The sequence below is a fragment of the Pseudomonas sp. Eth.TT006 genome (genome assembly GCF_054456575.1).
In genome coordinates this window covers 311,985-325,471 of record NZ_JBTJEN010000002.1, presented here as the reverse complement: position 1 = coordinate 325,471, position 13,487 = coordinate 311,985, and the positions used below count along the sequence as shown (strand labels likewise).

Annotated in this window: 14 protein-coding genes; 6 read left to right on the top strand and 8 right to left on the bottom strand. The window is 60.5% G+C overall.

Features of this window, described 5'->3' with window-relative positions; all coding sequences use genetic code 11:
* Window positions 1–28: 28 nt before the first annotated feature.
* Window positions 29–2,875 (top strand): valine--tRNA ligase, encoded by a 2,847-nt coding sequence (locus tag ACXR0M_RS04655; protein ID WP_458830355.1) that lies wholly within the window; start codon window positions 29–31, stop codon window positions 2,873–2,875.
* A 233-nt stretch (window positions 2,876–3,108) separates the two neighbouring features.
* The gene (rlmF, locus tag ACXR0M_RS04650; RefSeq protein WP_458830353.1) at window positions 3,109–4,128 is read left to right on the top strand and encodes a 23S rRNA (adenine(1618)-N(6))-methyltransferase RlmF; all 1,020 of its coding nucleotides are present in this window, start codon (window positions 3,109–3,111) and stop codon (window positions 4,126–4,128) included.
* Between the two features lie 162 nt (window positions 4,129–4,290).
* Here rlmF and ACXR0M_RS04645 read toward each other — a convergent pair whose 3' ends face one another.
* Window positions 4,291–4,572, bottom strand: coding sequence for an HU family DNA-binding protein (locus ACXR0M_RS04645; RefSeq protein WP_003221909.1), 282 nt, complete (start codon window positions 4,570–4,572; stop codon window positions 4,291–4,293).
* A gap of 543 nt (window positions 4,573–5,115) precedes the next feature.
* Here ACXR0M_RS04645 and yejK point away from each other — a divergent pair.
* Both yejK and ACXR0M_RS04635 read left to right on the top strand, forming a co-directional pair.
* Window positions 5,116–6,120, top strand: coding sequence for a nucleoid-associated protein YejK (gene yejK, locus ACXR0M_RS04640; RefSeq protein WP_458830350.1), 1,005 nt, complete (start codon window positions 5,116–5,118; stop codon window positions 6,118–6,120).
* Window positions 6,120–6,470: a glutaredoxin family protein gene (locus tag ACXR0M_RS04635; protein WP_458830348.1), complete on the top strand. Its 351-nt coding sequence runs from the start codon at window positions 6,120–6,122 to the stop codon at window positions 6,468–6,470. The genes yejK and ACXR0M_RS04635 overlap by 1 nt, the downstream gene beginning before the upstream one ends.
* Window positions 6,471–6,636: 166 nt before the next feature.
* On the opposite strand, the gene ACXR0M_RS04630 is transcribed toward ACXR0M_RS04635, so the two are convergent.
* From ACXR0M_RS04630 to ACXR0M_RS04610, 5 genes are all read right to left on the bottom strand, one after another.
* Window positions 6,637–7,572, bottom strand: a complete 936-nt coding sequence (locus tag ACXR0M_RS04630; RefSeq protein ID WP_458830346.1) for a glutathione S-transferase family protein — start codon at window positions 7,570–7,572, stop codon at window positions 6,637–6,639.
* A gap of 84 nt (window positions 7,573–7,656) precedes the next feature.
* Complete coding sequence (locus ACXR0M_RS04625) at window positions 7,657–7,959, bottom strand: GIY-YIG nuclease family protein (RefSeq protein WP_458830344.1); 303 nt, start codon at window positions 7,957–7,959, stop codon at window positions 7,657–7,659.
* A 39-nt stretch (window positions 7,960–7,998) separates the two neighbouring features.
* Window positions 7,999–8,469, bottom strand: coding sequence for a nuclear transport factor 2 family protein (locus ACXR0M_RS04620; RefSeq protein WP_003221901.1), 471 nt, complete (start codon window positions 8,467–8,469; stop codon window positions 7,999–8,001).
* 191 nt (window positions 8,470–8,660) lie between these two features.
* Window positions 8,661–9,947 carry a CynX/NimT family MFS transporter gene (locus tag ACXR0M_RS04615; RefSeq protein WP_458830342.1) on the bottom strand — a complete coding sequence of 429 codons (1,287 nt, stop codon included), beginning with the start codon at window positions 9,945–9,947 and terminating at the stop codon, window positions 8,661–8,663.
* The gene (locus ACXR0M_RS04610) at window positions 9,937–10,596 is read right to left on the bottom strand and encodes a FadR/GntR family transcriptional regulator (RefSeq protein WP_458830340.1); all 660 of its coding nucleotides are present in this window, start codon (window positions 10,594–10,596) and stop codon (window positions 9,937–9,939) included. Before ACXR0M_RS04610 ends, ACXR0M_RS04615 begins: the two co-directional genes overlap by 11 nt.
* Before the next feature lie 164 nt (window positions 10,597–10,760).
* Between ACXR0M_RS04610 and ACXR0M_RS04605 the strand changes: the two genes are divergently transcribed.
* Both ACXR0M_RS04605 and ACXR0M_RS04600 read left to right on the top strand, forming a co-directional pair.
* Window positions 10,761–11,072: a type II toxin-antitoxin system MqsR family toxin gene (locus tag ACXR0M_RS04605; protein ID WP_458830338.1), complete on the top strand. Its 312-nt coding sequence runs from the start codon at window positions 10,761–10,763 to the stop codon at window positions 11,070–11,072.
* Entirely contained in the window at window positions 11,069–11,551 is a 483-nt protein-coding gene (locus ACXR0M_RS04600) for a type II toxin-antitoxin system MqsA family antitoxin (protein WP_458830336.1), read from the top strand. The genes ACXR0M_RS04605 and ACXR0M_RS04600 overlap by 4 nt, the downstream gene beginning before the upstream one ends.
* Before the next feature lie 52 nt (window positions 11,552–11,603).
* Here ACXR0M_RS04600 and ACXR0M_RS04595 read toward each other — a convergent pair whose 3' ends face one another.
* Together ACXR0M_RS04595 and ACXR0M_RS04590 are read right to left on the bottom strand one after the other, a co-directional pair.
* Window positions 11,604–12,368, bottom strand: coding sequence for an amino acid ABC transporter ATP-binding protein (locus ACXR0M_RS04595; protein ID WP_114881492.1), 765 nt, complete (start codon window positions 12,366–12,368; stop codon window positions 11,604–11,606).
* A gap of 13 nt (window positions 12,369–12,381) precedes the next feature.
* Complete coding sequence (locus ACXR0M_RS04590; protein ID WP_458830334.1) at window positions 12,382–13,479, bottom strand: amino acid ABC transporter permease; 1,098 nt, start codon at window positions 13,477–13,479, stop codon at window positions 12,382–12,384.
* Window positions 13,480–13,487 lie beyond the last annotated feature (8 nt).

Genomic DNA, 13,487 nt, shown 5'->3' with positions numbered 1-13,487 from the left:
AATAAATGCCAATAGGGTCCCGCCGCGCATGGATAAGACCTACCAGCCGCACGCCATTGAAACTTCCTGGTACAACACCTGGGAGTCCGAGAACTATTTCGCACCGCAAGGCGCGGGCGATTCCTACACCATCATGATCCCGCCGCCGAACGTCACCGGCAGCCTGCACATGGGTCACGGTTTCAACAACGCGATCATGGACGCCCTGATCCGTTTCCGCCGCATGCAGGGTCGCAACACCCTGTGGCAGCCGGGCACCGACCACGCCGGCATCGCCACGCAGATGCTGGTGGAGCGTCAACTGGAAGCCACCGGCCAGAACCGTCACGACCTGGGCCGCGAGAAATTCCTCGAGAAAGTCTGGGAGTGGAAAGAGCAGTCCGGCGGCAACATCAGCCGGCAGATCCGCCGCCTCGGCTCGTCGGTGGACTGGAGCCGCGAGCGCTTCACCATGGATGACGGTCTTTCGGAAGCGGTTAAAGAAGCGTTCGTGCGCCTGCACGAAGACGGTCTGATCTACCGTGGCAAGCGTCTGGTCAACTGGGACACCAAGCTGCACACGGCGATTTCCGACCTCGAAGTGGAAAACCACGACGAGAAAGGTTTCCTGTGGAACCTGAAATACCCGCTGGCCGACGGCGCGAAAACCGCTGAAGGCAAGGATTTCCTGATCGTCGCGACCACCCGTCCGGAAACCATGCTCGGCGACTCCGCCGTCGCGGTGAACCCGAACGATGAGCGCTACAAAGCCCTGATCGGCAAGTTTGTCGAGCTGCCACTGGTGGGCCGCCGCATCCCGATCATCGCCGACGATTACTGCGATCCTGAATTCGGCACCGGCTGCGTGAAAATCACCCCGGCCCACGATTTCAACGACTACGAAGTCGGCAAGCGCCACAACCTGCCGCTGCTGAACATCTTCGACAAGAACGCCAACGTGCTGCCAGCGGCCCAGGTGTTCAACCTCGACGGCACGCTGAACGACAGCATCGACGGCAAGATCCCGGCTGAATACGCCGGCCTCGAGCGTTTCGAAGCGCGCAAGCAGATCGTCGCTGCGTTCGACGCCGCCGGCCTGCTGGTCAGCGTCGATGACCATAACCTGAAAGTGCCGAAAGGCGATCGTTCCGGCACCGTGATCGAGCCGTGGCTGACCGACCAGTGGTACGTGTCGACCAAGCCGCTGGCCGAGCCGGCGATTGCTGCCGTTGAAGACGGTCGCATCCAGTTCGTGCCCAAGCAATACGAAAACATGTACTTCTCGTGGATGCGCGACATCCAAGACTGGTGCATCAGCCGTCAGCTGTGGTGGGGCCACCGGATTCCGGCATGGTACGACGAGTCGGGCAAGGTCTACGTCGGTCGCGATGAAGCCGAAGTGCGCGCCAAGCACAACCTCGGTCCGGACGTTGCGCTGCAACAGGACAACGACGTGCTCGACACCTGGTTCAGTTCGGGTCTGTGGACATTCTCCACCTTGGGCTGGCCGGAGAAGACCGAATTCCTGAAGAAATTCCACTCCACCGACGTGCTGGTCACCGGTTTCGACATCATCTTCTTCTGGGTTGCCCGGATGATCATGCTGACGATGCACCTGATCAAGAACGAGGACGGCACCCCGCAGGTACCGTTCAAGACCGTTTATGTACACGGTCTGGTGCGGGATGGTCAGGGCCAGAAGATGTCCAAGTCCAAGGGCAACGTCCTCGACCCGCTGGACATCATCGACGGCATCGAGCTGGAAACCCTGGTGCAGAAACGCACCTCGGGCCTGATGCAGCCGAAGCTGGCGAAGAAGATCGAAAAAGCCACCCGCGACGAGTTCGCCGACGGCATCGCCAGCTACGGCACTGACGCCCTGCGCTTCACTTTCTGCTCGCTGGCCTCCACCGGTCGCGACATCAAGTTCGACATGGGTCGCGTCGAAGGCTATCGCAACTTCTGCAACAAGATCTGGAACGCCGCGCGCTATGTTCTGGACAAGGGCGAAGACTGCGGCCAGAACGGCGAGGCCTACGAGCTGTCGCTGGCCGATCGCTGGATCATCTCGCAGTTGCAACGCACCGAAGCCGAAGTGACCCGTCAACTGGATCAGTTCCGTTTCGACCTCGCCGCGCAAGCGCTGTACGAGTTCATCTGGAACCAGTACTGCGACTGGTACCTGGAACTGTCCAAGCCGGTGCTGTGGGACGAGAACGCGCCGGTTGAGCGTCAGCGCGGCACTCGCCGTACGCTGGTGCGCGTGCTGGAAGTGGCGCTGCGTCTGGCGCATCCGTTCATGCCGTTCATCACTGAAGAAATCTGGCAGCGCATCGCGCCGCTGGCCGGCATTCAGGGCAAGACGATCATGCTGCAACCTTGGCCGGTGGCCAATGAAGAGCGCATTGATCCGGCGGCCGAAGACGACATCGAATGGCTCAAGGGCCTGATGCTCGGCACGCGCAACATCCGTGGCGAAATGAACATCGGCCCGGGCAAACCGCTGCCGATCTACCTGAAGAATGTCAGCGCTGAAGACCAGCGTCGCCTGACCGAGAACGAAGCGCTGCTGAAGAAGCTGGCGCGTCTGGAATCGATCACCGTGCTGAAGGCTGGCGAAGAAGCACCGTTGTCCGCCACCGCGCTGGTTGGCGAGATGGAAGTGCTGGTGCCGATGGCCGGCCTGATCGACAAGGGCGCCGAGCTGGCACGTCTGGACAAGGAAATCCTGCGCCTGCAGGGCGAAGTCCAGCGCGTTGGCGGCAAGCTGTCGAACGCCGGTTTCGTTGACAAGGCCCCGGCCGAAGTCATCGAGAAAGAACGCGCCAAACTGGCCGAGGCCGAACAGGCCCTGAGCAAGCTGGCCGAGCAGCACGCGCGGATTTCCAGCCTGTAACGGCAAGCCGCAATGAAAGAGGGAGGCCCAGGTGGCCTCCCTTTTTCATTCCCGCCACACCAAAAATCCCCTGTGGGAGCGGGCTTGCTCGCGAAGGCGGTGTGTCATTCCATTGGTGCGTTGGCTGATACAACGCATTCGCGAGCAAGCCCGCTCCCACAGTTTGATCGGTGTTGCCTTTATATGTGGGACAATACCCGCCACTTTCAGCCATACCCGAATCGACCACGCCCATGAACGCCCCCCGTACACCTCGCCCCGCGCGCAAGAAGCCTGATTCCGCCACCCCGGCCAAAGCCGTGGAGCCGCGTAAAGAGGCCAGCCTGCACCCGCGCAACCGCCATCAGGGCCGCTATGACTTCCCGGCGCTGATCAAGACCACGCCGGAACTGGCGAAGTTCGTGATCACCAACCCGTACGGCAAGGAAAGCATCGACTTCGCCAGCCCCGACGCGGTGCGCGTGTTCAACCGGGCGTTGCTCAAGGCGTTCTATGGCATTCAACACTGGGACATCCCGGCAGACTACCTCTGCCCGCCCGTGCCGGGCCGTGCCGACTATGTGCACTTCCTTGCGGACCTGCTGGCGAGCATGAACGACGGCAAGGTGCCCCGTGGCGCAATCGTCAACGTGCTGGACATCGGCATGGGCGCCAACTGCGTGTATCCGCTGATTGGCAACAGCGAATACCGCTGGCACTTCCTCGGCTCGGAAATCGATCCGACGGCCGTGGCTGCTGCCAAAGCCATCGTCCAGTCCAATGATCTGAACAAGGTGATCCAGCTGCGCCTGCAGGAAAACCGCAAGCACATCCTGATCGGCTTGCTGGAACCGGGCGAGCGTTTTGACCTGACCATGTGCAACCCGCCATTCCACGCTTCGATGGAAGAAGCGACCAAGGGCAGCGAGCGCAAATGGCGTGCACTGGGCAAGGCTGATCCGAAACGCAAGCTGCCGGTGCTGAACTTCGGCGGTCAGTCGGCGGAGCTGTGGTGCGAAGGTGGCGAAGCACGTTTCGTGACGCAACTGATCGCCGAAAGCGCGAACTTTGCGCACAAGGTACTGTGGTTCAGCACGCTGGTGTCGAAAGCCTCGAACTTGCCTGCCATCGAAACCGCGCTGAAAAAGGCCGGCGTGCTGGAAAGCCAGGTGGTGGAGATGTCCCAGGGGCAGAAGCAGAGCCGCTTCGTCGCCTGGACCTTCCAGACCAAGTCCGAACAGCAGATCTGGCGACGCGAGCGCTGGACCCGCTGACCTTGCCCCTGTAGGAGCTGCGGCACGCTGCGATCTTTTGCTCTTGTTTTTGACAAGCCAGATCAAAAGATCGCAGCGTGCCGCAGCTCCTACAGGAGAATCGCAGGCACAAAAAAACCGTGCCCGGATTGCTCTGGTGCACGGTTTTTTTATCGCTGCGTCTTACTTGTTCACAGCGTCGGTCAGGCCTTTGGCCACAACCAGCTTGATCACTTTCTTGGCAGGAATTTCGATGGCAGCGCCAGTCGAAGGGTTACGGCCAGTGCGGGCAGGACGCTCGGTCACTTTCAGCTTGCCGATACCTGGCAAGGTGATTTCGCCGCCATTTTCCAGCTGATCAGCAACGATTTGGCCCAGTTGGTCCAGAGCGTTACGCGCGGTGGTTTTCGGCGCGTCGATAGCTTCAGCGATGTCAGCGATCAGTTGGTCTTTAGTAAGAGCCATGTAGTGTTCCTTCCCTATCAAATTCATATGGATTGCAGAGTGCAGTGTCAGCCATCGAGCCCGATCTTCTGGATCTGGCACCCTCGGCGATAACCGCGACGAGTCGGGTTATAGATGCCGAAATCAGGGTTTGGTTCGACCTGACAAATGCTGAATGCACGCTTAACGCAGTGACTTCGCGTAAGACCGGGCAAAACTAGCACAGAGACGGGGAAATATCCGCCTCTAGCTACCCATTTGGTCAGGTTTATTGCTCTAAATCGGTAAAAAACTGCATAAGGACGGGCGCTTGCCCCGGTTTCGGCCTTCAACCCCCTGATTACGCGGCCACGGGTCACAGTTTTTTGCGGCGCCCGCTTTCTGTAGGAGCTGCCGAAGGCTGCGATCTTTTGATCTTGTTTTTTAAAAAATCAAAGTCAAAAGATCGCAGCCTGCGGCAGCTCCTACAGGGGGACGGTTGCAACGTCCCGGGTGGAGAATCGGGTACACTTAGCGCTTTTTCGGGGGAGCCTGCCCTCCTCCCTTCCACCAGCCGAGAAGCCCATGCCGATCCGTCATTGCATCGTCCACCTGATCGACAAAAAACCCGACGGCACGCCCGCAGTTCTGCACGCCCGTGATTCCGAACTGGCTGAGTCCGCGGCCATCGAGAACATGCTCGCCGACCTCAACGAGAGCTATAACGCCAAACAGGGCAAAGCCTGGGGCCTGTTCCATCCGGAATCCGGCGCGTTCCCGTTCAGCGGCTGGCTGAAGGAGTACATGGACGGTGGCAAGGACTTCACCACGTTCAGCAAAGTCGCGGTCGAGCATCTGCAGAAGCTGATGGAAGAGTCGAACCTGTCGGTCGGCGGCCACGTGCTGTTCGCCCATTACCAACAAGGCATGACCGATTACCTGGCGATCGCCCTGCTGCACCACAGCGAAGGCGTGGCGGTGACCGATGAGCTGGACGTGACCCCGTCACGCCACCTCGACCTCGGCCAGTTGCACCTGGCGGCGCGGATCAACGTGTCCGAGTGGCAGAACAACAAGCAGTCCAAGCAGTACATCTCGTTCATCAAGGGCAAGAACGGCAAGAAGGTCTCGGAATACTTCCGCGACTTCATCGGTTGCCAGGAAGGCGTCGACGGCCCAGGCGAAACCCGCACTCTGCTCAAGGCCTTCAGCGATTTCGTCGAGAGCGAAGACCTGCCGGAAGACTCCGCCCGCGAAAAAACCAAGACCCTGGTCGATTACGCCAGCAGCCAGGCCAAACTCGGCGAGCCGATGGGTCTGGAAGAGCTGTCGGAGCTGATCGATGAAGAGCGCCCGAAAGCCTTCTACGACCACATCCGCAACAAGGACTACGGCCTGTCGCCAGAGATTCCGGCGGACAAACGCACCCTCAACCAGTTCCGCCGCTTCACCGGCCGCGCCGAAGGCCTGTCAATCAGCTTTGAAGCGCACCTGCTGGGCTCGAAGATCGAATACGACGAAGAGGCCGGCACCCTGATCATCAAGGGCCTGCCGACCTCGCTGACCGATCAGCTCAAGCGTCGCAACTGATGCTGGGCAAGGTGCTGAAGAAGGTCGCGCTGGTTCTGCTGGTGGTGGTGATCTATCAGAACTGGGGCAAGATCGAGCGGGTGTTCAATCCGTCGCAGATGGTCTCGGAGCAGACGCGGGCGCAGGCCCGTGTCGTGCTGTACGCCACCGACTGGTGTGGCTACTGCAAGCAGACCAAGCGTTTTCTCGACAGCAAGGGCATTGCGTTCAAGGAGTTTGACATCGAGAAGGATGCCGAGGCGCGCAAGGCGTATGAGGCCTTGGGCGGGCGCGGGATTCCGTTGATTGATGTGAATGGCACGTTGATTCGCGGGTTTGATCCGGATGAGATTCTGGCGGCCCTGAAGTAACACTGCGCCCCTGTGGCGAGGGGATTTATCCCCGATCGGCGGCGAAGCCGTCGCAAAACCTGCCTGGTGAAGCGTGCAGGTTTTTGGGGGCGCTTCGCACCCCATCGGGGATAAATCCCCTCACCACAAATGCGCCCCATCCTATCAAGCAAAGGCTACTCGCTGATCAGCGAGCCTCGATGCGGAAACCAAAGCGCGGGAAGTGCACATGCACCACGCCGCCACGCGGGTCTTCACGGCGCAGGATCAGTTCTTCACGTCCGGCAAACAGCAACTCGCCCTGCACCGCATCCACGCCGTAGTCGATCGCGGCTATCGCCACCTGCTGCCCGGCCTTGAAGCCGTTCGGATCGGCAAACGGCTCCTCCGGCAATGCGGCCGGCGTCGCGTTGCGCGCCACGTCCAGCGCTTCCTCGGCGGTCATTACACTCGACGCACCATGTCCAAAGCCCAGCACACGCGACAGCCACGCAGTGACCGCCGGATATTCGTCGACCAACGGCGCAGTGACAGGCGTCGCCTTGAGGAACCACAGCGGATGCGCCAGGGCGAAGTCGGCAATCGACGGCTCACCGAACAGGAAGTCGCCCTGCTCGCGCTGCAACTGTTGCTCCAGACGCGCCATGATCGTTGGCCATTGATGCTTGGCCTGTTCGGCCGACAGGCGGGTGGCGCTGCCGCCACTGAACAGCCCGGCACGGTCGGCGAGGAACGCCTTGATCGCTTCCGGCGGCAGCTTGGCGAAACGCACCGCCACCGACTCGGGCTGGAACACCAGACTCACGGCATGCTGGAACACCACCGAGTCGGCCCACGCGGCAAAACTGGTGCTGATCATTTCCTGGCCTTCAGGGAACAACGCCGGCAGGGCTTTTTCCTGCTCCAGGCGCCGAGCGATCAACGCCGTGTCGCAATAAATATCCGCGCCGATCTGCAGCACCGGGGTCTTGCGATAGCCACCGGTCAGTGCGGTCAGATCGGGTTTGGGCATCACCGGCGAAATGTGCACCGAGCGCCAGGACAGGCCTTTGAAGCCCAGCAACAGGCGCGCCTTCTCGGCAAAGGGCGAGGTCGGGTAATGATGCAGAATCAACTCGGACATGCTCGGCTCCGCCGCTCAATTAGTGAGTCGGCAGCTTAGCGTGCATTTGATTAGCGGCCTACAGATCTGGCTGATAGCAACCGATCAGTCAGATTGATAAGACGCGACCAGACATTCCTTGGCGCTCTTGCGCAACTTCTTGATCAGCCGTTCCTGACGCAGCGCATCGCTTTTGTCGCGGCAGCGCTCGGTATAGACCAACGCCATGGCCGGACTGGACAGGAAAAAGCGTGCGCCCTTGCCGCTCTGGTGCTTGGCGAAGCGGCGCAGCGGGTCGTCGCTGATCCCGCAGTACAGCGAACCGTTGGCCGCGCGCACCAGATAGACGAACCAGGACTTGCTCACGGGTTCGACGACTTCGGCAGTATTTTCGCTGAGGCTGGTCACTTCGGGATCAGGACGTGTAGGAAACAGGCCGCGATCTTATCAGCGACCGGCCTGAAATGCCTTCAGCCCTTTCAACGCCTGCGCACGAACAGCGTTGCGCACCAGCGGCGTCCAGCCCAGCAACAGACCTTTGAAACCCAGCGCCTGACGCGACCAGCGCCACAGATCGAAGTGGTCGTGGTGCTCGCAGATCTTGCCGTCGCGGAAGACAAAACGCGCCTGGATGTCGTTGATCACCACGTTGCCGGTCTGACTGAACAGATACGTCGCCACCCAGTGCGCGCCGCCACTGCGCTCGTCGGCGCGGACGTTGTCGAAGGTCAGGGAGAAGTCCTTGGCCCGGGTGGTGAGCATCCGCCACATGTCGCCGGCATCACGTCCGCGCAACTCGCCGAAGGCCGGGTCGCTGAACACCACATCGTCGGTGTAGCAGGCGGCCATGGCCTCGGCGTCGAGGCGCTGGAAGGCCTGGTAGAAGCGGGTGATCAGGGCGGCGTGGGCTTCGCTCATGGGCAAACTCCAGAAAATGGACAGATTGCCAGCACGATAATCTGCAACGCGCAGAAACACTATCGGCATTCGCCCACCGAATACCCTTGGTGCACAAAACCTGTAGGAGCTGCGGCACGCTGCGATCTTTTGCTCTTCAGGATTTTCCAATCAAGAGCAAAAGATCGCAGCGTGCCGCAGCTCCTGCAAGGTCAGATTTTTTCGCTTTGCACTTGCACGTACAGCGCCCGGCCCGCGCCCAATCCGGCAACGATTGCGCCAGCGCCGATGATGCCGAAAATCCAGCCCAGCGCAGTCCAGCCACCGGTCCAGTCATGCACCACGCCGACGGCGAATGGCCCCATTGAGGCCAGGGTGTAGCCGAAGCCCTGAGACATGCTCGACAGGTTCGCCGCGACGTGGGAGTCCCGCGAGCGCAACACGATCAAGGTCAGCGCCAGACTGAACGTACCGCCCTGCCCCAGCCCCAGCAGGATTGCCCAGCCCCACAGACCTTCGAGCGGCGCATACAGGCAGCCGAACAGCCCACCGAGGGTCAGCGCCATCACCACCACGATCGCCAGCCGCTGATCCTTGCCCCGGGTCGCCAGCCATGGCGCCGCGAGGGAGCTGGCGAGCTGGATGAGCACCGAGCCGGACAGCACTAGTCCGGCCTGGGTCGGGGTCAGCCCGCGACCGATCAGGATCGACGGCAACCAGCCAAATACGATGTACGCCAACGACGATTGCAGGCCCATGTACAAGGTCACCTGCCAGGCCAGCGGATCACGCAGCAGTCCTTTCACTCGATAGGCAACGTTGTGCGCACCGTGCTTTTTCCCCACTTGAGGCAGCCAGAACACCGCCGCCACCAGCGCCGGAATCACCCAGAAACCCAGACCCAGCGCCCAACTGTGGTCGAAGTGTGCGCTCAACGGCACGGTCGAACCCGCCGCCATCGCCGCGCCCAGGCACAGCGCCATGGTGTAGACGCCGGTCATGGTCCCGGCGTGTCGGGCGAAGTCGCGCTTGACGATGCCCGGCAGCAGCACACCGATAATGCCAATGCTCGCGCCACCCAGGACGCTGCCGGCAAACAGGCCGACTTCACCGAAGTTGCTGCGCAAAATGATCCCGCCGGCCAGGGTCAGCAGAATCCCCAGCACTACCCGCTCGGCGCCGAAACGCCGCGCCAGAATCGGCGCCAGCGGTGCGAAAAGTCCCAGGCACAGCACCGGCAACGTGGTCAGCAGACCGGCTTGTGCGGCGGACAAGCCAAGGCTTTTCGAAACTTCGCTGAGCAGCGGCGCCATGCTCGACAGCGCAGGACGCAAGTTCAGCGCCACCAGAATCAGCCCCAGCAGCAACAGCCACGGCCGACGCACCAGCGGATGGCTTTGCTGCACCTGCTCGTCGTCGGCTTCGGCGTCGATCAGCAGCTCTTCGAGCTCTGCCGCGCGCTTGGGGGTTGCGAAGTTTTTCTCGCTTTCAAGGTTCATTGATCAACTGCCTCGATATGGCTTTGGCCCGTTCCGGGTCGCGTTGTTCGACGGCATCGAGCAGCTCGATATGCAGGTCGAACACTTCCTGACGGCGCGGGACGATGTTCAGCGTCTGACGCAATTGCGCGCCGACAATGCTGGAGAAATAGCGATACAACTCGCTGAGAGTGGGGTTGTGCGCGGCGTCCACCAAACGGCGGTGGAACACCAGATCGCAGGCGATGTAAGTATCGAGATCGCCGTGGTAATGGCTGCCGCTGGTGCCGAGCGCCTCGCGCAAGGCGCGCAGATCTTCATCGGTGCGCCGTACTGCCGCCAGGCCGATGGCCTCGACTTCAAGGATGTGCCGGGTTTCGCGCGCCTGCTCCAGCGAGCAGCGCGACAGCGCCTTGAGCGTGTCCATCGGATCGACCACCGCGCGCAGATAACTGCCGTCGCCCTGGCGGATTTCGATCAACCCGGAAAACGCCAGCACGCGCATGGCTTCACGCACGGTGTTGCGGCTGATGCCCAGCTCGGCGCACAGCTCGGGTTCGGTGGGCAGCCGTTCACCGACCTGCCACACGCCGTCGGTGATGCGCTGACGCAGTTGATCGAGCGCCTGATCGACCAGTGAGCGTTTTATGAGCAACGAATTTTCTGACATGGGACTCGTCCTTTCATCCAATCATAGGATGAATTTTCTGACATGTTAGTCAGCTCCATGTAGGACGGCAACCGCCTAGGGTTCAAAGGAGACACACGAAGCGAGATTTTCGATTAGTCAAAATTACCCTTAGAGGGTAATTTCAGGGACAGGATTAAGCGTTCATGGAGAAAAACACACCCCACTACAATCTGGCGGTGATCAAGGAGGATGTCAGGCGCAAGGGCAAAGCAGCGTTCACCCAAACTGCGCGAATCAGCGCCAGGAATTTGGGGTTGGACATCAATGAGATGCAACAAATCGTGTTCGGGCTCGACAGCCGGATGCTGTTCAAATCCATGACGACCTACAACGACCATCGCATCTGGCAGGACGTCTATCACACGACCTGGAACGATCTGGAGATCTACATCAAGGTGACTTACTGCGCGGGCGGTGAACCGCCGGTGATCTCCTTCAAGGAGAACAATGCATGAGCACAAAACAATGCTTCAGTTGTGGCGCTCCCGAGGGCATGCGGCATTTCGCGGGGCGCGCTGAAACCATGAGCGTCAAGGGCATGGAACGACGGCTTGATGACCTGTCCGGCTGGGAATGCCAGGCATGCGCCGAGGTCATCTTTGATCCTGAGAGCGCGGAACGCCATTCGGATGCCTGCGACGAGTTGGTCGTCGCGGGCAGACAAATGATCGGCAGCGAGATGAAGCGCATCCGGCGCAAATTGCATCTTTCCCAGAAAGACGCAGTGCAATTGCTCTCGGGTGGCGGGCATAACGCGTTTTCACGTTACGAACGTGGCGAAACACTGCCGCCCAAAGCGTTGCTGGTTTTGATGCGGCTGCTTGATCGCTACCCGTACTTGCTCGCTGACGTTCGCGCACTGGGTGAAGGTGCGGACTTGCGGGGTTTCAAAGATACCGTCCACAAAGAACACGAAACTATCAACGTGCCCTGACCCACAAAAAACAAACCCGGCACAAGGCCGGGTTGGTTTTACGCGCCGATCATCAATGCAAAATCTGACTCAGGAACAACTTCGTCCGGTCATTCTGCGGATTGTCGAAGAAGTCGTTCGGCGCTGCCTGCTCAACGATTTCGCCCTTGTCCATGAAGATCACGCGGTTGGCCACGGTGCGGGCGAAGCCCATTTCGTGGGTCACGCAGAGCATGGTCATGCCGTCTTCGGCGAGGCCGATCATGGTGTCGAGAACTTCTTTCACCATCTCCGGGTCGAGCGCCGAGGTCGGTTCGTCGAACAGCATGATTTTCGGTTTCATGCACAGCGCGCGGGCAATCGCCACACGCTGTTGCTGGCCGCCGGACAGTTGCCCCGGGAATTTATGCGCCTGCTCCGGAATGCGTACGCGCTCCAGGTAATGCATGGCGATTTCCTCTGCCTTGCGCTTGGGCATCTTGCGCACCCACATCGGTGCCAGCGTGCAGTTCTGCAGGATGGTCAGGTGCGGGAACAGGTTGAAGTGCTGGAACACCATGCCGACTTCGCGACGGATCGCTTCGATCTGCTTGAGGTCGTTGGTCAGTTCCACGCCATCGACGACGATGCGCCCCTGCTGGTGTTCTTCCAGGCGATTGAGGCAGCGGATGGTGGTCGACTTGCCGGAACCCGACGGCCCACACAGCACAATACGCTCGCCCTGTCTGACGTTGAGGTTGATGTCCTTCAGCACGTGGAACTGGCCGTACCATTTGTTGACGCCCTGCATCTGGATAATGCCTTCAGGGCCCACAGGCTTTTTGATTGCTTCGCTCATTTACAGAGAACTCCTAACGCTTGTGGCCAGTGTCGAGCTTGCGTTCCAGATGCATGGAATAGCGCGACATACCAAAACAGAAAATCCAGAACACCAGGGCGGCGAACACGTAGCCTTCGGTGGCCATGCCCAGCCATTTCGGGTCGGCAGCGGCTTGCTTGACGCTGTTGAGCAGGTCAAAAAGGCCGATGATGATCACAAGGCTGGTGTCCTTGAACAGCGCGATGAAGGTGTTGACGATGCCCGGAATCACCAGCTTCAGGGCTTGCGGCAGAATCACCAGGCCCATCGCCCGCCAGTAACCGAGGCCCATCGCTGCAGCGGCTTCGTACTGACCTTTGGGGATCGCTTGCAGACCGCCACGCACCACCTCGGCAACGTAGGCCGACTGGAACAGGATCACCCCGATCAGCGCCCGGAGCAGCTTGTCGAAGTTCATGCCTTCAGGCAGGAACAACGGCAGCATTACCGAGGACATGAACAGCACGGTAATCAGCGGCACGCCGCGCCAGAACTCGATGAACGTCACGCACACCACGCGAATCGCCGGCATGTTCGAGCGCCGGCCCAGCGCGAGGATGATCCCCAGCGGCAAGGCGCCGGCGATGCCGACGGTGGCGATCACCAGGGTCAGCATCAGTCCGCCCCACTGGCTGGTCGCTACGCTGTCGAGGCCGAACACGCCGCCATGCAGCAAGCACCAGGCGATGATCGGGTAGATCACCAGGAAGCTCAGGCCGTAAATCGCTTTACGCGGAAAGCGCGAGATGAACAGTGGCGCCACCCCAAGCACCGCCAGCCACACGGTCAGGTCCACGCGCCAGCGCAGTTCGAGCGGGTAGTAGCCGTACATGAACTGGCCGAAACGCTGCTGAATGAACACCCAGCAGGCGCCATCCTTGGTGCAGTCGGCGCGAGTAGTGCCGACCCAGTTGGCATCGAGGATCGCCCAGCTGAGGATCGGTGGCACCACCAGGTAGATCAGGTAAAACGCAAACAGTGTCAGCAAGGTGTTGAGCCAGCTGGAGAACATGTTCGCACGCATCCACGCCACCACGCCGATGCTACTGTTCGGTGGAGGCATGTCGGGTTTGAAAGTATGAGTACTCATGCGCTATT